The organism is Rhizobium sp. WSM1328, from assembly GCF_057653715.1.
The window spans coordinates 1,686,470-1,704,786 of the sequence record NZ_CM172788.1 but is presented as its reverse complement, the minus strand read 5'-3'; the positions used below and the strand labels follow the sequence as shown (position 1 = coordinate 1,704,786).

General features: G+C 60.3%; 19 protein-coding genes, 1 tRNA gene and 1 pseudogene. 9 read left to right on the top strand and 12 right to left on the bottom strand.

Translation table 11 applies throughout. The features are described 5' to 3' along the window. Positions 1-2 precede the first annotated feature (2 nt). Positions 3-1,505: an Asp-tRNA(Asn)/Glu-tRNA(Gln) amidotransferase subunit GatB gene (gene gatB / locus AC2444_RS08770; protein ID WP_012757270.1), complete on the bottom strand. Its 1,503-nt coding sequence runs from the start codon at positions 1,503-1,505 to the stop codon at positions 3-5. A gap of 129 nt (positions 1,506-1,634) precedes the next feature. Between gatB and AC2444_RS08765 the strand changes: the two genes are divergently transcribed. Beyond that, positions 1,635-1,946 (top strand): DUF1294 domain-containing protein, encoded by a 312-nt coding sequence (locus AC2444_RS08765; RefSeq protein ID WP_012757269.1) that lies wholly within the window; start codon positions 1,635-1,637, stop codon positions 1,944-1,946. A 4-nt stretch (positions 1,947-1,950) separates the two neighbouring features. On the opposite strand, the gene AC2444_RS08760 is transcribed toward AC2444_RS08765, so the two are convergent. Beyond that, a complete protein-coding gene (locus AC2444_RS08760; protein ID WP_012757268.1) occupies positions 1,951-2,460 on the bottom strand; it encodes a GNAT family N-acetyltransferase in 510 nt (169 codons plus the stop codon). A gap of 311 nt (positions 2,461-2,771) precedes the next feature. Here AC2444_RS08760 and AC2444_RS08755 point away from each other — a divergent pair, with 311 nt between their 5' ends. After that, positions 2,772-3,029 carry a YjhX family toxin gene (locus AC2444_RS08755; protein ID WP_012757267.1) on the top strand — a complete coding sequence of 86 codons (258 nt, stop codon included), beginning with the start codon at positions 2,772-2,774 and terminating at the stop codon, positions 3,027-3,029. A 45-nt stretch (positions 3,030-3,074) separates the two neighbouring features. Here AC2444_RS08755 and AC2444_RS08750 read toward each other — a convergent pair whose 3' ends face one another. From AC2444_RS08750 to AC2444_RS08735, 4 genes are all read right to left on the bottom strand, one after another. Continuing rightward, positions 3,075-3,350 (bottom strand): hypothetical protein, encoded by a 276-nt coding sequence (locus AC2444_RS08750; RefSeq protein ID WP_012757266.1) that lies wholly within the window; start codon positions 3,348-3,350, stop codon positions 3,075-3,077. A 106-nt stretch (positions 3,351-3,456) separates the two neighbouring features. Further along, positions 3,457-4,938: an Asp-tRNA(Asn)/Glu-tRNA(Gln) amidotransferase subunit GatA gene (gene gatA / locus AC2444_RS08745; protein ID WP_012757265.1), complete on the bottom strand. Its 1,482-nt coding sequence runs from the start codon at positions 4,936-4,938 to the stop codon at positions 3,457-3,459. A 57-nt stretch (positions 4,939-4,995) separates the two neighbouring features. Further along, a complete protein-coding gene (gene gatC / locus AC2444_RS08740) occupies positions 4,996-5,283 on the bottom strand; it encodes an Asp-tRNA(Asn)/Glu-tRNA(Gln) amidotransferase subunit GatC (protein ID WP_003558942.1) in 288 nt (95 codons plus the stop codon). A gap of 69 nt (positions 5,284-5,352) precedes the next feature. Then, on the bottom strand, positions 5,353-6,057 hold the full coding sequence (locus AC2444_RS08735; protein ID WP_012757264.1) for a metal-dependent hydrolase: 705 nt from the start codon (positions 6,055-6,057) through the stop codon (positions 5,353-5,355). Between the two features lie 284 nt (positions 6,058-6,341). On the opposite strand from AC2444_RS08735, the gene ruvX reads away from it, so the two are divergent. Continuing rightward, entirely contained in the window at positions 6,342-6,836 is a 495-nt protein-coding gene (gene ruvX, locus AC2444_RS08730) for a Holliday junction resolvase RuvX (RefSeq protein ID WP_012757263.1), read from the top strand. On the opposite strand, the gene AC2444_RS08725 is transcribed toward ruvX, so the two are convergent. From AC2444_RS08725 to AC2444_RS08715, 3 genes are all read right to left on the bottom strand, one after another. After that, the gene (locus AC2444_RS08725) at positions 6,773-7,105 is read right to left on the bottom strand and encodes a DUF6105 family protein (protein WP_003558937.1); all 333 of its coding nucleotides are present in this window, start codon (positions 7,103-7,105) and stop codon (positions 6,773-6,775) included. The genes ruvX and AC2444_RS08725 overlap by 64 nt on opposite strands. Beyond that, positions 7,102-7,275, bottom strand: a complete 174-nt coding sequence (locus AC2444_RS08720; protein WP_012757262.1) for a hypothetical protein — start codon at positions 7,273-7,275, stop codon at positions 7,102-7,104. Before AC2444_RS08720 ends, AC2444_RS08725 begins: the two co-directional genes overlap by 4 nt. 130 nt (positions 7,276-7,405) lie before the next feature. Then, positions 7,406-8,065, bottom strand: a complete 660-nt coding sequence (locus AC2444_RS08715) for a TetR/AcrR family transcriptional regulator (RefSeq protein WP_012757261.1) — start codon at positions 8,063-8,065, stop codon at positions 7,406-7,408. Positions 8,066-8,313: 248 nt separating this feature from the next. On the opposite strand from AC2444_RS08715, the gene map reads away from it, so the two are divergent. The 6 genes and pseudogenes from map (at position 8,314) to AC2444_RS08685 (ending at position 15,798) form a co-directional block, all read left to right on the top strand. Continuing rightward, entirely contained in the window at positions 8,314-9,150 is an 837-nt protein-coding gene (gene map / locus AC2444_RS08710; RefSeq protein WP_012757260.1) for a type I methionyl aminopeptidase, read from the top strand. A gap of 7 nt (positions 9,151-9,157) precedes the next feature. Continuing rightward, complete coding sequence (radC, locus tag AC2444_RS08705) at positions 9,158-9,985, top strand: RadC family protein (RefSeq protein ID WP_012757259.1); 828 nt, start codon at positions 9,158-9,160, stop codon at positions 9,983-9,985. 201 nt (positions 9,986-10,186) lie between these two features. After that, positions 10,187-11,374 (top strand): alpha-hydroxy acid oxidase, encoded by a 1,188-nt coding sequence (locus tag AC2444_RS08700; protein WP_012757258.1) that lies wholly within the window; start codon positions 10,187-10,189, stop codon positions 11,372-11,374. A 218-nt stretch (positions 11,375-11,592) separates the two neighbouring features. Further along, on the top strand, positions 11,593-12,999 hold the full coding sequence (gene sthA, locus AC2444_RS08695; RefSeq protein WP_026157329.1) for a Si-specific NAD(P)(+) transhydrogenase: 1,407 nt from the start codon (positions 11,593-11,595) through the stop codon (positions 12,997-12,999). A 57-nt stretch (positions 13,000-13,056) separates the two neighbouring features. Further along, a pseudogene (locus AC2444_RS08690) lies at positions 13,057-13,867 on the top strand (endonuclease/exonuclease/phosphatase family protein). Positions 13,868-14,028: 161 nt separating this feature from the next. Beyond that, positions 14,029-15,798, top strand: coding sequence for a B12-binding domain-containing radical SAM protein (locus tag AC2444_RS08685; RefSeq protein ID WP_012757256.1), 1,770 nt, complete (start codon positions 14,029-14,031; stop codon positions 15,796-15,798). A 127-nt stretch (positions 15,799-15,925) separates the two neighbouring features. On the opposite strand, the gene AC2444_RS08680 is transcribed toward AC2444_RS08685, so the two are convergent. The 3 genes from AC2444_RS08680 to AC2444_RS08670 all read right to left on the bottom strand — a co-directional run bounded on the left by AC2444_RS08680 (position 15,926) and on the right by AC2444_RS08670 (position 18,298). After that, positions 15,926-16,351, bottom strand: a complete 426-nt coding sequence (locus AC2444_RS08680) for a nuclear transport factor 2 family protein (protein ID WP_012757255.1) — start codon at positions 16,349-16,351, stop codon at positions 15,926-15,928. Positions 16,352-16,529: 178 nt separating this feature from the next. Further along, positions 16,530-18,014, bottom strand: coding sequence for a trigger factor (gene tig, locus AC2444_RS08675; RefSeq protein ID WP_012757254.1), 1,485 nt, complete (start codon positions 18,012-18,014; stop codon positions 16,530-16,532). A gap of 199 nt (positions 18,015-18,213) precedes the next feature. Continuing rightward, positions 18,214-18,298, bottom strand: a tRNA-Leu gene (locus tag AC2444_RS08670). Between the last annotated feature and the right edge of the window lie 19 nt (positions 18,299-18,317).

Sequence of the window (18,317 nt, the reverse complement as noted above, 5' to 3'; positions counted from 1 at the left end):
GCTTATTCCTCGATGCCGAGCTTTGCCTTGACAAGGGCTTGGACAGCCTGTGGATTGGCCTTGCCGCCGGTCGCCTTCATCACCTGGCCGACGAACCAGGCCGCCATGGTCGGCTTCGTCTTGACCTTTTCGACCTGGTCAGGATTGGCGGCGATGATCTCGTCAACGGCCTTTTCAATCGCGCCGGTATCCGTCACCTGCTTCATGCCTCGCGCTTCGACGATCTCGGCCGGATCGCCGCCTTCAGTCAGAACGATCTCGAAGAGATCCTTGGCGATCTTGCCGGAGATGGTTTCGGCCTTGATGAGGTCGATGATGGCGCCGAGCTGGGCCGGCGAAACCGGGGTCTGCTCGATGTCCTTGCCGGTGCGGTTCAGCGCGCCGAGCAGATCGTTGATCACCCAGTTGGCGGCCATCTTGCCATCACGGCCTGCGGCGACGGCTTCGTAATAATCGGCGATCGCCTTTTCGGAAACGAGCACCGAGGCGTCGTAGATCGACAGGCCGAGTTCGCGCACGAAGCGCTCTTTCTTGTCGTCGGGCAGCTCCGGCAGATGCACTTCGAGCGCCTTGATGAAGGCATCGTCGAATTCGAGCGGCAGCAGATCCGGATCGGGGAAATAACGATAGTCGTGCGCATCCTCCTTGGAGCGCATCGAACGCGTCTCGCCCTTGCCCGGGTCGAAGAGGCGGGTCTCCTGATCGATCTTGCCGCCTTCTTCCAGAATGCCGATCTGGCGACGGGCTTCATATTCGATCGCCTGACCGATGAAGCGGATGGAGTTGACGTTCTTGATCTCGCAACGCGTGCCGAAATCCTCGCCCGGCCGGCGGACGGAGACGTTGACGTCGGCGCGCATCGAGCCTTCGTCCATGTTGCCGTCGCAGGTACCGAGGTAACGCACGATCGAACGCAGCTTGGTCATATAGGCCTTGGCCTCGTCGGACGAGCGCATGTCGGGCTTCGAGACGATCTCCATCAGCGCGACGCCGGAACGGTTCAGATCGACATAGGACATGGTCGCGTGCTGGTCGTGCATCGACTTGCCGGCATCCTGCTCCAGATGCAGGCGTTCGATGCCGATCTCGATATCTTCGAACTGGCCCTGGCGGTCAGGTCCGAGTGAAATGACGATCTTGCCCTCGCCGACGATCGGATCCTTGAACTGCGAGATCTGATAGCCCTGCGGCAGGTCGGGATAGAAATAGTTCTTGCGATCAAAGAGCGAGCGCTTGTTGATTTGGGCTTTCAGGCCGAGGCCGGTGCGCACGGCCTGCCTGACGCACTCCTCGTTGATGACGGGCAGCATGCCGGGCATGGCGGCGTCGACCAGCGAGACGTTCGAATTCTGCGGCTTGCCGAATTCCGTCGAGGCGCCGGAGAAGAGCTTCGAATTGGACAGCACCTGGGCATGGACTTCCATGCCAACGATGACCTCCCAGTCGCCGGTGGCGCCGGGGATGAAGCGTTTCGGATCAGGCGTGCGGACGTCGACAAGGGTCATCTGATGCTCTTTGCAGGCTGTTCTTTTCCACTGGTGAGGTAAAGGAAATGGCGTGCCGGTGCAAGGCTTTCGCCATCGGCTGCATCGCGGTTTTGCCGTCCGTTAACGCAGCCGCGGTAGGGTTCCCCGATGACGATGACCGATATTATCAAATGGGCCTTGCTGTTTCTGGCGCTGAACCTCTTGGTGTTCTCGATCTATTTCTTCGACAAGCAGGCGGCGCGCCACGGCGGGCAACGTATCAGCGAACGCACGCTTCTCATCCTTGCGCTGATCGGCGGTAGCCTGGGCGCGCTGGCTGCACAGCAGTTGCTGCGGCACAAGACGAGAAAGGAGCCGTTCCGGTCAATCCTGGCGGCGATCCTGATCCTACACGGCGCACTGATTGCTGTGCTGGCCTTCTTGCCGCAATGGAGCCCTCTCCTGCCTCAGCATTTTTGAATCATCAGAATTCCAGCCCATACCCGCCTTGGCCATCCGAAACGAGCTGTTTCGTCAGTCCAACGGAGGGCACGTCTCGGTCGAGCTTCGGATTGTAGGCAACAGAGAGCCAATGGATGTTGTAGCCGTGCTTCCGGAAGAAGCCGATCGCCTCGCTATTGCCGGAATGGGTCTGCATCGCCGCCTTCTCGAGGCCCTGATCAGCGATCTCCTTTTCGATGCGGACGAGAAGGGCCGAACCGAGGCCCTGGCGGGTGAAGGCGGGATCGATCCAGAAATCCGAGATGGTTTCGTCCAATCCCTCGCGCGCCGCCCAGCCTGCGACCTGGCCGTTCTGCTCGACGACGGTGATGGTCAACCAGTCGTTTTCCACGAAGTTCCGGAAGGCGTTGCGCGCTGCATCGATCATCGCGTCCGATTCGCCGATCGACGCCATCGCATTTTGCCAGGCCCTGAGCCCGATCTCGCTCAATAGCTCCGCTTCACCGTCGCGGGCATTGCGAATGTGGATCAACGACACCTCCGCGTTACCCGTCAACTAGACCACTGAGTCGCGGATTTTACCAGTAGCTCCAACGGGATGATCGACCGAAACCGCGGTTTTCGACTGGTTTTGAGAGGCAAGTACGCTCTTGACCGAATTTTCCAGGCTGAATAATAGGTCTTATCGAGGTGTTTTATGTTGAGCCTGCCTGAGACCCGGTAAAGGCCCTGCCCGCAAGTCCGCTTGCGCGCATGGGCCCGAAAAAAACGAAGCCCTGACGTTCGAATGAGCGCCAGATCGTTTTTGTGCGCCCTGCCGGGCGCGATACCGGATCTCAACACATGGACATTTCTCGCACGGAGCAGCGCATCCTGCATCTCATGGCCCAAGGCGGCCGCATCGAAATTACCCGCGACGACGACAGGAAGATCGAGGCGGTCAGTTGCTTCACCCGCGACGGCTGGCTCTATCCCGGCGTCGACCTCGATCTCTTCCGCAGGCTGAAGCGGCTGAGGGCAATCAAGTCCTCAGGCGGCCACCCCTACCGGATCACCGAAAGAGGGCTGAGCTTGGTGAGGTCGCAGTTGAACAACAGGTAATAGCGGCACTCCCGATCGCGTCTCGAACGGGCGCGATCGGGGGTATCAAGCCTTTGCAGAGAGTTCCGTCCGCATCGCCGACCACTCGTCGGCCATCGTGCCCGTGCCGCGCACCTTGCCGGCGCGGCGATACCAATAATCGGCGTTCCAGTCATCGCCCTCGATGCGATGGCAAAGCGCGTGGCCCCAGTCGAACGGTTGTTCGCCTTCGTGGCGCTGGCAGATGTCGTGGACCGCCTGCCAATCCGCGCCCATGGTGAAACCGCCGGCAGCAAGGCGATCAACGGCCTCGATTAATTGCGCAAGATCATTGCTGGCCATAAAACCTTCTCCTGGTTCCGGCTATCAATCAGTCAACCACGCGGCAAAGCCGACGGCGCCGACGTTTCGTGGTCGGCAGCCGCTATTCCTGGGATCGTTAGATCCGTTACCACCACTTGGCCGGCGTAAACCGGCCGGCCGCCTGCTCGATGACATGAGCGGTCTTGAAGAGGGTTTCCTCGTCAAAGGGTTTGCCGATCAGCTGCAGGCCGAGCGGCAGGCCTTTGTGATCGAGGCCGGCCGGCACGGCAATGCCGGGCAGGCCCGCCATGTTGACCGTCACCGTGAAGATGTCGTTCAGATACATCTTCACCGGATCGGCGGCGAGGTTCTCATCGGCAACGCCAAAGGCAGACGACGGCGTTGCCGGTGTCAGGATGGCATCGACGCCGGCGTCGAAGGCGAGTTCGAAATCGCGCTTGATCAGCGTGCGCACCTTCTGGGCGCGGATGTAATAGGCATCGTAATAACCAGCCGACAGCACATAGGTGCCGATCATGATGCGGCGCTTGACCTCCTTGCCGAAGCCCGCGGCACGCGTCTTCTCGTACATGTCGACGATATCCTTGCCGTCGACGCGCAGGCCATAGCGCACGCCGTCGTAGCGCGCGAGGTTCGAGGATGCCTCGGCGGGAGCAACGATATAATAGGCCGGAAGGGCGTATTTGGTGTGCGGCAGCGAGATGTCGACGATCTCGGCGCCGGCATCCTTCAGCCAGGCGATGCCCTGGCGCCAAAGGGTTTCGATCTCATCCGGCATGCCGTCGACGCGGTATTCGTTCGGAATGCCGATCTTCATGCCCTTCAGCGACTGGCCGAGGGCTGCTTCGTAGTCCGGCACCGGCAAATCGACCGATGTCGTGTCCTTTGCGTCGACGCTTGCCATCGACTTCAAAAGGATCGCGGCATCGCGCACGTCGCGGGCGATCGGGCCTGCCTGGTCGAGCGAAGAAGCGAAGGCGACGGTGCCCCAGCGCGAGCAGCGGCCATAGGTCGGCTTGATGCCGACGGTGCCGGTGAAGGCGGCCGGCTGGCGGATCGAGCCGCCGGTATCCGTCGCCGTGGCGCCGGCGCAAAGATGCGCTGCGACGGCTGCGGCCGAACCGCCCGACGAGCCGCCCGGAACGAGCTGCTGGTTGGAGCCTGCGGCACGCCAGGGATTGATCACCGCGCCGTAATGCGAGGTCTCGTTGGAGGAGCCCATGGCGAACTCATCCATGTTCAGCTTGCCGAGCATGACGGCGCCGTCATCCCAGAGGTTTTGCGTTACGGTCGATTCATAACGCGGCTCGAAACCATTGAGAATGTGGCTGCAGGCCTGGGTGTGAACGCCGACGGTGGCAAAGAGATCCTTGATGCCGAGCGGAATGCCTTCGAGTTCGCCTGCCTTGCCGGCGGCGATGCGCTCGTCGGAGTTCTTCGCCATGACGCGGGCGAGATCCGGCGTGACCTTGATATAGGCGTTAAGCCGGCCATTGGCCGCATCGATCGCCGAGATATAGGCTTCGGTCAGTTCGATCGCGGTGATTTCCTTGGCGCGCAGCTTCTGGCGGGCTTCGGCAATGGTCAGGCTGGTGAGTTCGCTCATCGTGTTTTCGCTTCAGATCTGGAAATGGCAACGGGGTCGGAAAGAGGCTTCGAAGCCTTATTCGACGACTTTCGGCACCAGGAAAAAATTATGGTCGGTGACGGGCGCATTGGCGACGATATCGGCTGCCTTGCTGCCGTCGGTCACCTCATCGGTCCGCTTCTTCATCGCCATCGGGGTAACCGACGTCATCGCCTCGACCCCGTCGACATTCACTTCGGAGAGTTGCTCGACGAAGCCAAGGATGCCGTTCAGCTCGCCGACCATGCGATTTGCCTCGTCCTCGGAGACGGCAATACGGGCAAGGCGGGCGACACGCTTCACGGTGGCAAGATCGACGGACATGACATTCTCCGGATAGGATTTTTCCTACCCGCTATAAAGGCCATGTCCGCCTGACGCAACGGGGTTTCGTCAGATCGACAGGCTCTCGGAAGGCCTGATCGCCTTCACATCCGTCTTCGATCCGTCCATGCCGGCAGCGAATTTTTCGGCCGTCTGGTCGATGATCGGAAAGGTGCCGTAGTGGCAGGGGATTGCGGTCTTGAAGTTGAAATAGCGCCGGCAGGCAAGGGCTGCTACCGCGCCGCCCATGGTGAAGCGGTCGCCGATCGGCACGAATCCGATATCAGGCTGGTGCAATTCATTGATCAGCGCCATGTCCGAGAAGATGTCGGTATCGCCCATGGCAAGGATCGAAGCTTCGTCGTCGAAATGCAGCATCAGGCCGTTGGCGTTGCCGAGCGCGTGCGAGACACCGTCCTCGGTGATCTGGGCGGAGGAATGCAGCGCATTGGTGAAGGTCGCCGAGAAGCTGCCGAGCGCGATCGTGCCGCCGGTATTGCCCATCTCGATCTTGTCGACGCCCTTGGAGCCGAGCCAGGCGGCGAGATCAGCATTGGCAAGAACGACGGCGCCGGTTTCCTTGGCGAGTGCCACGGTATCGCCGACATGATCGCCATGGCCATGCGTCAACAGGATGTGGGTAATGCCTGCGGAAACATCCTTAATATCCTGGCCGGAGAAAGAGGCGTTATAGCTGAGGAATGGGTCGAGCAGGATCTTCGCCTTTGCTGTCTCGATGCGGAAGGCGGAATGGCCGAGCCAGGTGATCTTCATGAAATGTCTCCTTTATTATGGGATGCAAAGCCGATTTCGATGCCACATCAAAGAATGAGAGCATGATGTCGTCCGAAAACCGCTCACACTTTTCGGCGTCATGCCCTAAAACGCGTCGCAATCTTTCAGATTCGCTCCAGCATTTTAGATCTTTGTTTTTACGCATGTCGTTATCGCAAAACCGCGGCACACCCTTTTGCGCGACATGCTTTAAGGACATATCTTATGCGGCCGCAAAGAAAAGCGGCGGCGACTTCAATTTGTTTTGACGGGATGAAATGGCGATGACGGTGTTGACGATCGAGGAAATGGCCGAGACGCTTGTCCCGCGACAGGCGATTGCCGGCCTCGATCTCGGCACCAAGACGATCGGGCTTTCGATGTCCGATCTCGGGCGGCGTTTCGCCACGCCACGCACAGTGATCCGCCGCGTCAAGTTCACCATCGATGCTCAGGCGCTCTTGGACTTCGCACAATCGGAAAAGGTTGCAGGCTTCGTCATCGGCCTGCCGATGAACATGGACGGATCGGCGGGTCCGCGCGTGCAAGCAACGCGCGCCTTCGTGCGCAACATGGAGCAGAAGACGGCGCTGCCCTTCGTCTATTGGGATGAGCGGCTTTCGACGGTTGCGGCTGAACGGACGCTGCTCGAAATGGACGTCTCGCGCGCCAAGCGGGCCGAACGGATCGATTCGGCCGCGGCAAGCTTCATCCTTCAGGGCGCGCTCGACAGGCTTTCCTTGCTGGCAAGGTCAGATGGAGACGAATTCAACGCCTGACGCGCCTTCCACCAGGCGATGATCGACTTGCGCTTCCGCAGACCGATAATGGCGAAGACGACGAGGCTGTCCACCGCAATCGCGCGGGCAACGAGCGGCGGGATGGTCTCCGGCGGAATGCCAAGCGCCTTGCCGTAAAGCTCGAAGGTCAGGTCATGGACCTGCCGGCTCAGCATGAAGATGCCGAAACTCATGTCGTAATAGGAGAGCCAGTACCATCCGCCCAGAAAGACGATGGGGCCGGCCCAGAAGATCAGAAACCACTTCATGCGGCCTCTCCTCCATGCTTGCGCGCCACGGGCAGATCGAGGGAGACCAACCAGACCGACAATGCCATGATGCAAAGCACCAGCGCGGGAATTGCGATATCCAGCGCCAGAACTGCGAAAAACATCATTGCCGTCACCAGAAACGCGACTTTAGCGATTTTGGTTCCCATGGGCGTCACTCGGGGCTTCTACTCATACCATCTCTGCTCACCGCCACACTGTCGGCTTAACCACCCCCACGCAACGTAAACCATTTGTTAAGGTTAACGCGGCGCCCGCCCCCTGTGGATGAGCCAGGTATCAGCCGTAGACGCCGCGGACGATGCGCTTCAGCGCTAGTGCCGCCTTCTCCCAGTCCTTGGGCGTTTTCAGCGACAGGCCGGCGCACTGCCCACCGGCTGCGGCGGCGAGCACGAGATGCTGGATCGCGGCGATGACGATGGCGTTGACGGCTGCTGCATCCACGCCCTTCGGCGGCGCCAGCGAGCCGCGCATGCGCTCTAGCCAGAGAGCAAGCGCCTTCGAACGCGCCTCGGACAACCGCCTCACCTGCTCGGTGTTTTCCGATATCTCCCAGGCGAGGATGCGGCGCATCAGCGGATCGTTTCTCAAGGCATCGAGGAGGAGGAGCGACAGCCGTTCCATCAGGTCCCCATAGGTGAGCAGGAACATGCCGCCGGCGTCTTCCGGAATGCGGTCCTTCACCCATGTGCCGAGATCGGCGCCAATCGCCTCGACCAAGCCGTCGAGGCCGCCATAGTAACGATAGATCAGCTGCTTGTCGCAACCGGCGCGGCGGGCGACCGCGTTGATGCCGAAATTCTGGAAGCCTTCTTCGGCGAGCAGCCCCTTGGCGGCGGCAAGAATTGCGCGCTCGGTGGCGCCGCGATCACGCACGCGCCGTTCCGGCTCGCCGCCGGCCCCGGGTGAATTTTCAAGATTTGCGGCTTCATTCAGCATGATCGACCCTTCCCCGCTGTCACCAATCGGTGAGTAGCGGGGAGGCTTCACGCAATCAATCCTATCCCATTGGGAAGATTGTGGATATTCCAGCCGGACCGTTGATTGTCCGTCGAACGGATGTGGAAAGCTGCAGACTGGACTGATCGGATCTGTCCAGAAATCTCGTCCTGGCAGTTGATCGTGATGGACGAACCCGGCATAGCTGCATTATGAACAAATCTAACAATCTCCGCTAAGGCCCTGCAATGGTGAACTATATCGAAGCCTCTACCGCGCCCCCGAAGAATACGGGCGCCATCCGGCTTTATGACGCTGAAGCATTCGAGGGTATGCGCAGGGCATGTCAGCTGACCGCGCGCTGCCTCGATGCGCTTGCCGACATCGTCAAGCCCGGCCTGTTGACCGATGAGATCGACCGGTTCGTCTTCGATTTCGGCATGGATCACGGCGCCTATCCGGCGACGCTGAACTATCGCGGTTATACCAAATCGACCTGTACCTCGATCAACCACGTCGTCTGCCATGGCATTCCGAACGACAAGCCGCTGCGTGACGGCGATATCGTCAATATCGACGTCACCTTTGTGCTCGACGGCTGGCACGGCGATTCCAGCCGGATGTATCCCGTCGGCGTCGTCAAGCGTGCTGCCGAGCGACTGCTCGAGGTCACCTATGAATCGCTGATGCGCGGCATTGCCGCCGTCAGGCCCGGTGCTCGTACCGGCGCGATCGGCGAGGCGATCCAGACCTATGCCGAAGCCGAGCGCTGTTCGGTGGTGCGCGATTTCTGCGGCCATGGCGTTGGCCGGCTGTTCCACGATTCGCCGAATATCCTGCATTACGGCCGTGCCAATGAAGGGCCGGAGCTGCGCGAAGGCATGATCTTCACCATCGAGCCGATGATCAACCTCGGCCGGCCGCATGTGAAGGTGCTGGCTGACGGCTGGACGGCGGTGACCCGCGACCGCTCGCTGTCGGCGCAGTACGAACATACAGTCGGCGTCACCTCCGATGGCTGCGAGATCTTCACGCTGTCGCCGGGTGGCCTCGACCGCCCCGGTCTGCCTTCCCACAACGGGTGACAATCCGATGGCGAAGGGGCCCGTTTCGATATCCTCCGACGACGAGCTGCCTTTCAAGACGCAAGAGCCGATTGCCGCCGACGAACGTTCGTTCTTTGCAGGTCAGCCGCAAAAGCCGTCCGCGCCGAATTCCAGGACGGCCCTGCCCGCCTCGCTTGCCGGCCAAGAGCATTATCACGGCCATCGCGAGCGGTTGCGTGACCGCTTCCGCGAGCTCGGCGACACTGCGCTTGCCGACTACGAAATCCTCGAGCTCTTGCTTTTCCGCCTGATCCCGCGGCGCGACACAAAGCCGATCGCCAAGGCGCTGATCGAGCGTTTCGGTTCGCTTTCGGGCGTCTTCGGCGCACCACCGACGCTGCTGACGGAAGTCAAAGGTGTCGGCGAGGCCGTGGCGCTCGACCTGAAGCTGATCTCGACTGTCGCCCACCGGACGCTGAAGAGCGAACTCAGGAGCAAACAGGTCCTGTCCTCGTGGTCTTCGGTCATCCAGTATTGCCATGCCGCCATGGCGCATGAGACCCGCGAGCAGTTCCGCATCCTCTTCCTCGACAAGCGCAATGTGCTGATCGCCGATGAGGTGCAGGGCCGCGGTACGGTCGACCATACGCCGGTCTATCCGCGCGAGGTGGTCAAACGCGCGCTCGAGCTTTCGGCGACGGCGCTGATCCTCGTGCACAACCACCCCTCCGGCGATCCCACGCCATCCCGCGCCGACATCGACATGACGAAGGTGATCATCGATGCCGCCAAGGCGCTCGATATCACCGTCCACGACCACGTCATCATCGGCAAGGACGGCCATGTCAGCCTGAAGGGGCTGAAGCTAATCTGAACAAACATTGCGGCTGCTCGCCGACGAGATGCAGAGCCCCGGCTCGTCGACCTGCCCTGGTCCATCCCCGCGAGAAGCCTGAGGCGAGAAGACTGCTGAATGCTGGAGTTGACAGCAGTCGGTGGTGCGGGATTGTATGCAGTCCTGCACCGCTACTCACTGGACAATGCCCGCCCGAAATACCCGAGAAGATGAAGCTCCATGACGATTCGCAGCGGCAACACCGACCGAACGACCCGGCTCTGCCGCGAAGTGCTCTGCCTCGATGACTTTGAAATAAAGGCGCGGCGACATCTGCCAAAGCCTCTGTTTGGTTATATCGCAGGCGCGACCGAGACCAATGCGTCGCTGCGGCATAACGCAGAAGCTTTCCAGGCCTATGCCTTCCGGCCTCGTGTCCTTCGGGACGTCTCGAAACGCAGCACCGAGACGAGCCTCTTCGGCAAGACCCATGCCGCGCCATTCGGCATCGCGCCGATGGGTATCAGCGCGCTGATGGCCTATCGAGGTGACATCGTGCTTGCGCAAGGAGCGGATCAATCGGGAATCCCGATGATCATAAGCGGTTCATCACTTATCCCCTTGGAAGAGATAGCTGCAGTTTCGCCGCAAGCATGGTTTCAGGCCTATCTCCCCGGCGAACCCGACCGTATCGATGCTTTGATCGATCGCGTCGGCGCGGCCGGCTTGCGCACGCTTCTGCTGACCGTGGACACAGCCACGCTGCCAAACCGTGAAAACAATGTAAGGGCCGGATTTTCGACACCTCTGCGTCCCGGTCTCCGCCTGGCGTGGCAGGGCATCTCGCACCCGCGCTGGACCACCGGCACATTCCTGCGCACGATCGTCCGGCACGGCATTCCGCATTTTGAAAATTCCTACGCCACAAGAGGCGCGCCGATCATCTCTTCGAATGTGACGCGCGATTTCGGCAGGCGCGACCATCTCAACTGGAACCATCTGGAGCGGATACGCAACAGGTGGTCCGGCAAACTCGTGGTCAAGGGGATCATGCATCCTGACGACGCGGCCCTGGCTGTCGACACCGGAGCGGATGGCGTGATCGTCTCCAATCATGGCGGCCGCCAGCTCGACGGCACCGCATCTCCCCTTCAGGTCCTTCCGGAGATTGCGTCCCGTGTCGGCGACAGCGTTGCCGTCATGGTCGATGGCGGTTTCAGGCGTGGAACGGACATCATGAAGGCCCTCGCACTCGGGGCCTGTTTCGTGTTCGTGGGCAGGCCGTTCCTTTATGCCGCAGCCGTCGCGGGCCTACCGGGTGTGCTCAAGGCGGCCGATATCCTGAAGACGGAACTGCATAGCAATATGGCGTTGCTCGGCGTCACCAAGGTGGGCGATATTTCCGCGGACTACATCACCCATGCATGAAAAGCCGTCGAGCCATCGAGCATGGCAAGCGCCCCTGCCGGTGTTCGTCGGCTAGGACCCATGGCGTAAGCTGTTTCTCGAAGGGCTCACTTGCCCGAAAAAGCACCCGTCAGGACCAATCAGGTGGCCGTAAAACAATCTGTAACATTGACCGGCTAACGATGGACGGGCGACATTTTGCGTCGCAATATGATTCCTTTCCAATCCGGGGCTTGATGATGCTTCAGTACGATCTCGTTGTGGTGGGCAGCGGCCCCGCAGGGCGCCGCGGCGCGATCCAGGCGTCAAAACTCGGCAAGAAAGTGCTTGTCATCGAGCAGGGCAAACGCGTCGGCGGCGTATCCGTGCATACCGGCACCATCCCTTCCAAAACGCTGCGCGAGACTGCGCTTAATCTTTCCGGCTGGCGCGAACGCGGCTTCTACGGCCGGTCTTACCGCGTCAAGGAAGAGATCAGTGCAGATGACCTGCGGCGTCGCCTGCTGATTACGCTCAACCACGAGGTCGAGGTGCTGGAACACCAGTTCGCCCGAAACCGCGTGCAGCATATTCGCGGCAAGGCAAGCTTCATCGATGCGTCGACGCTGCAGGTGATCAAGGATGACGGCGAGACCACGCAGGTCACCGCCGCCAGCGTGCTGCTTGCCGTCGGCACAAAACCGTTCCGTCCCGATTACATGCCCTTCGACGGCAAGACCGTTCTCGACAGCGACGAACTGCTCGACATCCAGGACCTGCCGCGATCGATGGTGGTTATCGGCGCCGGCGTCATCGGCATCGAATATGCGACGATCTTCAGCGCGCTCGACACCGCCGTCACCGTTATCGACCCGAAGGCGACAATGCTCGACTTCATCGACAAGGAAATCATCGAGGATTTTACCTACCAGCTGCGCGACCGCAACATGAAGCTGCTGCTCGGCCAGAAGGCCGACAAGGTGGAGAGGCTCGAAAACGGCAAGGTCGAACTGACGCTCGACAGCGGCCGACGCCTGACGACCGACATGGTGCTTTTCGCCGCCGGCCGCATGGGGGCGACTGATGCGCTGAATCTTCAGGCCATCGGCCTCGAAGCCGACAGCCGCGGCCGTCTCAAGGTCAATCCGGAAACCTTCCAGACATCGGTTGCCAACATCTATGCCGCCGGCGACGTCGTCGGCTTTCCGAGCCTTGCCTCGACCTCGATGGAACAGGGCCGCATCGCCGCCCGCGTCGCGGTCGGCGCGGTCGCCAAGGAGCCGCCGAAATATTTCCCCTATGGCATTTATGCCGTGCCGGAGATTTCGACCTGCGGCCTGACCGAAGAAGAGATGAAGGAGCGCGGTATTCCCTATGAATGCGGCATTGCCCGCTTCCGCGAAACGTCGCGCGGTCATATCATGGGCCTCGACACCGGGCTTCTGAAGCTGATCTTCTCGCTGAAGACCCGCCGCCTGCTCGGCGTGCATATCGTCGGCGAAGGCGCCACCGAGCTGGTGCATATCGGCCAGGCGGTGCTCAACCTCAAAGGCACGGTCGAATATTTCGTCGAGAACACCTTCAACTATCCGACGCTCGCCGAAGCCTACAAGATCGCCGGGCTCGATGCCTGGAACCGGATGGGCGACATCAAGTCGGAACTCTAAAGTCCGTCGCGTCGTCGAGGGATCGGCCTTCTAAGTCCTGCCGCCAAACGGAGCGGAATGACATTGCGCATCATCTCGCTGAACGCATGGGGCGGCAGGCTTCATGAGGCACTGATTGAATATGTGACGACGGCCGATCCCGACGTGCTGTGCCTACAGGAAGTTTTGCGCGCACCCGGCACCCGCTCAGGCTGGTCGGTCTATCGGGACGGCGATGTCGAATTGCCGCAGCGCTTCAATCTCTTTACCGAGATCAGCACCGCCCTGCCCGGCCACGACGGCTTTTTCTGCCCGACCTCGAGAGGCGAGCTTTTCAATGGCGATAGCGCCATTGTCGCCGAATTCGGGCTCGCGACCTTCGTGCGCAAAACGCATTCCGTCATCGCTCAAGGGCTGGACTTCGTGCATGGCCGTTTTTCGGCGGATGGCTGGGGCGAACCATCCGCGGCCGCGAAACGCCCATTGCATCCGTCTCTTCAGCCATGAGTGCGCTTCTACCGTAACCATCGCCCACATGCATGGCCTGCGCGATCCCGCAGGCAAGGGCGACACGGCGGCGCGCGACGAGCAGGCAGCAGCACTGGTGAGGCTCATCGAGGGCGTCTGGCCCGGCGACGAAGGGCTCGTCGTCTGCGGCGATTTCAACGTGCTGCCTGATAGCGCGACCTTTGCGATTCTCGCCAGACTTGGGCTTTCCGACCTTGTCACCGGAAGCGGCCTTGTAGACACGCGAACCTCCTACTATCTGAAGCAGGGCCGCTTTGCCGACTACATGCTGGCGACGCCGGGGGTGAAGGTTGCCAAATTCGAGGTGGTCGAGGCGCCCGAAGTCTCCGACCATCGCGCATTGCTGCTCGATATTGGGTAGTATATTGAGGAATGATACACTTCGCGAAGCGTTTGCACGCCGTGCCGTTTTTTTATGCCTTAGTTTGACCTCCCTAAATCGCATTGATGTGTGGTGCCTGATAGATGCCTTCAACGCCATTTTGCCTTCGGGCAAAAGCTTCTAAAGAAAGATAGATACTCTTGTCCCATATCTTGGAAGTTGCGCGCAGACGTTTTCAGCTGATCCTGATCAAGCCGTCGCATTATGACGATGACGGCTACGTCATCCGCTGGTGGCGGGCGATGATTCCGTCCAATTCACTGGCGGCTCTTTACGGCATTGCCGCCGAATGCGCCGAGCGCAAGGTGCTCGGCGACGATACGGCGATCGATATCACCGTGATCGACGAGACCAATACGCGGATCGATGTCGCCGGACTGCTGGCGCAGTTCAAGCGTCACGACAATTTCGGCATGATTTCGCTCGTCGGCGTCCAGACCAACCAATATCCGCGCGCCCTCGATATCGCCCGCCCCTTCCGCGATGCCGGCCTGCCGGTTACGATCGGCGGCTTTCATGTTTCCGGCTGCCTGTCGATGCTGGATGGCAAGGCGGTCGGGCTCGACGCCTGCCGCGATATGGGCATCTCGATGTTTGCCGGCGAGGCCGAGGGCCGGCTCGACATGGTGCTGCGCGATGCCGCCGCCGGCGAGCTGAAGCCGCTCTATAATTTCATGAACGACCTTCCCGGCATCGGCGGCACGCCGGTTCCTTTCCTGCCGAAGGACAATATCCAGCGCACGCTCGGGCTCAGCACCAGCTTCGATGCCGGACGTGGCTGTCCCTATCAGTGCTCGTTCTGCACCATCATCAACGTGCAGGGACGCAAGTCGCGCTTCCGTTCGGCCGACGACGTCGAAAAGCTGGTGCGGATGAACTGGGCGCAGGGCATCCACAAATTCTTCATCACCGACGACAATTTCGCCCGCAACAAGGATTGGGAAGCGATCTTCGACCGGTTGATCGAGCTCAAGGAGCGGGACGGCATTCCGCTCGGCCTGATGATCCAGGTCGACACGCTCTGCCACAAGATCCCTAATTTCATCGAGAAATCCCGGCGCGCCGGCGTCACCCGAGTCTTCATCGGCCTCGAAAACGTCAATCCCGACAATCTGACCGCCGCCAAGAAGAACCAGAACAAGATCACCGAATACCGCAAGATGCTGCTCGCCTGGAAGGCGCAGGGCATCATGACGCTGGCCGGTTATATCCTGGGCTTTCCCGCCGACACGCCGGAATCGATCCGCCGCGACATCGCGATCATCCAGGAAGAGCTGCCGCTCGACGTCATCGAATTCTTCATCCTGACGCCGCTGCCCGGCTCCGAGGACCATCAGGTCCTGTGGAAGAAGGGCGTCGACATGGATGCCGATCTCAACATCTACGATGTCGAGCACGTCTGCACCGCGCATCCGAAGATGAGCAAGCAGGAATGGGAAGACATCTACCACGAGGCCTGGGCGCTCTATTATTCGCCTGATCATATGAAGACGCTGCTACGCCGCGCCGTGGCAACCGGCGTGCCACTCGCAAGGCTCGTCAAGGTTCTCGTCTCCTTCGCCACCACCGTGCCGCTGGAAAACGTGCACCCGCTGCAAAGCGGCCTGCTGCGCCTGAAGACGCCGTCGGAGCGGCGCCCGGACCTGCCGCGCGAGAATCCGCTGGTCTTCTGGCCGCGCTTTGCCTGGGAAACCTTCCGCAAACATGTTTCGCTCGCCGGCACGATCATTGGCCTGACGATTTCGGCATTCCTGATTTCAAGGAATGCAAAGTCGAAGACCTACATGGATCAGGCTCTGACGCCGGTCGCCGACGACGAAGAGGAAACGCTCCACCTCTTCACACAGACCGCCGGCGGCGCCGCAGCCGTGAGCCATGTCAGGAAAGTCGCACAGCTGACAGCGCATTGAGCGGCAATTCTTGCAACGGCGGCTGACGCCCTGTCGCCCGGAAATCATGGATGACTTCAAAGTCGAAGCTTGGAGGCTCCGACTTTCGTTCTGCGCAAAACCGCTGCGCAGTTTTGCGCGACATGCTCTAAGCGATTTGGATAATCTGGCTCGTCTCGGCGACCTGCAGCGTGTCGAGGAATTCGACAATCTTGACTGGCTTCCCGTCCTTGAAATGGATCTTGTCGACGAATTCCGTATGGAAGCTCACGCCCGACGGGATATACCTGACCTCGCCTTCGCGATGCGCAAAAACCACATGGTCGTCCTCGTCCACATGGATTCCGACTGTCCTGATAGCTGACAGATCCCATTCAGTGATAAGCTGCGTTATTGCTTGACGAAAGGCATGGGGCCCGGCTGCTTCAGACGAAAAAGGCCCCAGCCGTGCATTGCCGACAATGCGAAAGGTGCAATCCTCACCAGTCAGCGCCAGCGTGCCCTCGATATCACCGCGGTCACGCACAGCATAGATTTCCTCCACGAGCTTCTTCATATCATGCTTTGCAGTCATTTTCAGGTCCCTCCCACCATCAGCGAAATCTGCATCTAATTATACGCTAATGCAACTATTTGTTGTTCAAGATGACTAAACACAATGGAGTAGGCGGCGAGAATGAAACTGCCCTGGATAAAAGAAAAAGGCCCCGCACGATGGCGAGGCCTTCCAAACTTCTGAACTAAAAAAGCGATTATTCGGCGCTTTCGTCAGCCGCCTTCTTCTTCGGAGCAGCCTTCTTCTTCGGTGCGGCTTCGTCGCCTTCAACGGCGTCAGCTGCTTCGGCCTTGGCGGCAGCCTTCTTCTTCGGTGCGGCCTTCTTGGTTTCGGCCTTGGCTTCGCCCTCTTCCTCGGCGAGCAGCTCTTCCTTGGTCACCTTCTTGTCGGTGACGTCGATTTCGGTCAGCAGGTGATCGATGACCTTCTCTTCGAAGATCGGTGCGCGGATCGAAGCGGCGGCACCCGGCTGGCTGCGGAAGAATTCGAGGATCTGCTTTTCCTGGCCCGGATACTGGCGCAGCTGATCGTAGATGGCGCGCTGCATCTCGTCTTCGCTGACCTCGACGCCGGCCTTTTCACCGATTTCGGAGAGAACGAGGCCGAGGCGAACGCGACGCTCTGCGAGCGTCTTGTATTCCTCGCGAGCCTTCTCTTCGGTCGTGTCTTCGTCCTCGAAGGTCTTGCCAGACTGGGCGAGGTCGTTGTTCACCTGGCTCCAGATGCCGTTATATTCCGCGTCGACGAGCGAGTTCGGGGTCTCGAACTTGTACATCTCGTCGAGCTGGTCGAGGATCTGACGCTTCAGCTTCTGGCGGGTCAGCGAACCGTACTGCGATTCGATCTGGCCACGGACGATTTCCTTAAGGCGGTCAGCGGATTCGATGCCGAGCTTGGAGGCGAGTTCGTCGTTGATCTCGACATCGGCAGGTGCGGCGACTTCCTTGACTGAGACGTCGAAGGTCGCTTCCTTGCCGGCGAGGTTCTTGGCCGGGTAGTCGGCCGGGAAGGTCACGGTGATGGTCTTCTCGGCGCCGGCCTTGATGCCGACGAGCTGGTCTTCGAAGCCCGGAATGAAGCGACCGGAGCCGAGCACCAGTTCGGCGCCCTGGTCGGTGCCGCCCTCGAAGGCTTCACCGTCGACCTTGCCGACGTAATCCATGGTGATGCGGTCGCCGTTCGCGGCCTTGCCGGTCTTGGTCTCGTAGGCGCGGGCGCTTTCGGCGACCTTCAGGACCTGCTCGTTGACTTCGTCGTCCGAGATGTCGATGACTTCGCGCGTGACCTTGATGCCCTTGACCGACTTCAGTTCGATCGGCGGCAGCACTTCATAGGAGAGCGTGAATTCGAAATCCTGCTCGGCGGCGAGGATCTTGTCGGCTTCGTCCTTGTCCTCAGTCATGGCGATTTCCGGCTGCGTGGCCGACTTCTCGCCGCGGCTAGACAGGATGGCGGCCGGCTGCTCGCGGACGATCTCGTTGACGAGGTCGGCCATGATCGACTTGCCGTAGACCTTCTTCAGGTGAGCGGCGGGGACCTTGCCCGGACGGAAACCGTTGATGCGAACCTTGTCCTTCACATCGGCAAGACGCTCATTCATCTTGTCTTGCATGTCCTTGGCCGGGATAACGACCTTGATTTCGCGCTTCAGCCCTTCAGCGAGCGTTTCGATAACCTGCATGTCTTCCTACCTTCATTTCGTGGCGGCCGTGCCCAGACGCCGTTCGTTTCTATGAGCACGACGCCGGCGATCCTGCCGCGCGTGGCTTTTCCCAATTCCTGTATCATTCCGCCCAAGGGGGAACGGCACTCGCGGGCTATTCGGGACAACTCTCGGCTGCCCTAAGCCAACCGATTCAGTCTCCCGCCTGCAAACAGCTTGGTGCGGGTAGAGAGACTTGAACTCCCACGCCTTGCGGCACCAGAACCTAAATCTGGCGTGTCTACCAATTTCACCATACCCGCGTTCACAAAACCGCATGCC

Bases quoted from the DNA above. Each gene is read 5' to 3' on its own strand.
- AC2444_RS08715 (WP_012757261.1), bottom strand. From the start codon at position 8,065: ATGCTGAATGAAGCCGCAAATCTTGAAAATTCACCCGGGGCCGGCGGC.
- tig (WP_012757254.1), bottom strand. From the start codon at position 18,014: ATGCAGGTTATCGAAACGCTCGCTGAAGGGCTGAAGCGCGAAATCAAG.
- AC2444_RS08720 (WP_012757262.1), bottom strand. From the start codon at position 7,275: ATGGGAACCAAAATCGCTAAAGTCGCGTTTCTGGTGACGGCAATGATG.
- gatB (WP_012757270.1), bottom strand. From the start codon at position 1,505: ATGACCCTTGTCGACGTCCGCACGCCTGATCCGAAACGCTTCATCCCC.
- ruvX (WP_012757263.1), top strand. From the start codon at position 6,342: ATGACGGTGTTGACGATCGAGGAAATGGCCGAGACGCTTGTCCCGCGA.
- gatC (WP_003558942.1), bottom strand. From the start codon at position 5,283: ATGTCCGTCGATCTTGCCACCGTGAAGCGTGTCGCCCGCCTTGCCCGT.
- map (WP_012757260.1), top strand. From the start codon at position 8,314: ATGGTGAACTATATCGAAGCCTCTACCGCGCCCCCGAAGAATACGGGC.
- AC2444_RS08765 (WP_012757269.1), top strand. From the start codon at position 1,635: ATGACGATGACCGATATTATCAAATGGGCCTTGCTGTTTCTGGCGCTG.
- AC2444_RS08700 (WP_012757258.1), top strand. From the start codon at position 10,187: ATGACGATTCGCAGCGGCAACACCGACCGAACGACCCGGCTCTGCCGC.
- AC2444_RS08750 (WP_012757266.1), bottom strand. From the start codon at position 3,350: ATGGCCAGCAATGATCTTGCGCAATTAATCGAGGCCGTTGATCGCCTT.
- sthA (WP_026157329.1), top strand. From the start codon at position 11,593: ATGCTTCAGTACGATCTCGTTGTGGTGGGCAGCGGCCCCGCAGGGCGC.
- AC2444_RS08725 (WP_003558937.1), bottom strand. From the start codon at position 7,105: ATGAAGTGGTTTCTGATCTTCTGGGCCGGCCCCATCGTCTTTCTGGGC.
- AC2444_RS08755 (WP_012757267.1), top strand. From the start codon at position 2,772: ATGGACATTTCTCGCACGGAGCAGCGCATCCTGCATCTCATGGCCCAA.
- radC (WP_012757259.1), top strand. From the start codon at position 9,158: ATGGCGAAGGGGCCCGTTTCGATATCCTCCGACGACGAGCTGCCTTTC.
- AC2444_RS08735 (WP_012757264.1), bottom strand. From the start codon at position 6,057: ATGAAGATCACCTGGCTCGGCCATTCCGCCTTCCGCATCGAGACAGCA.
- gatA (WP_012757265.1), bottom strand. From the start codon at position 4,938: ATGAGCGAACTCACCAGCCTGACCATTGCCGAAGCCCGCCAGAAGCTG.
- AC2444_RS08680 (WP_012757255.1), bottom strand. From the start codon at position 16,351: ATGACTGCAAAGCATGATATGAAGAAGCTCGTGGAGGAAATCTATGCT.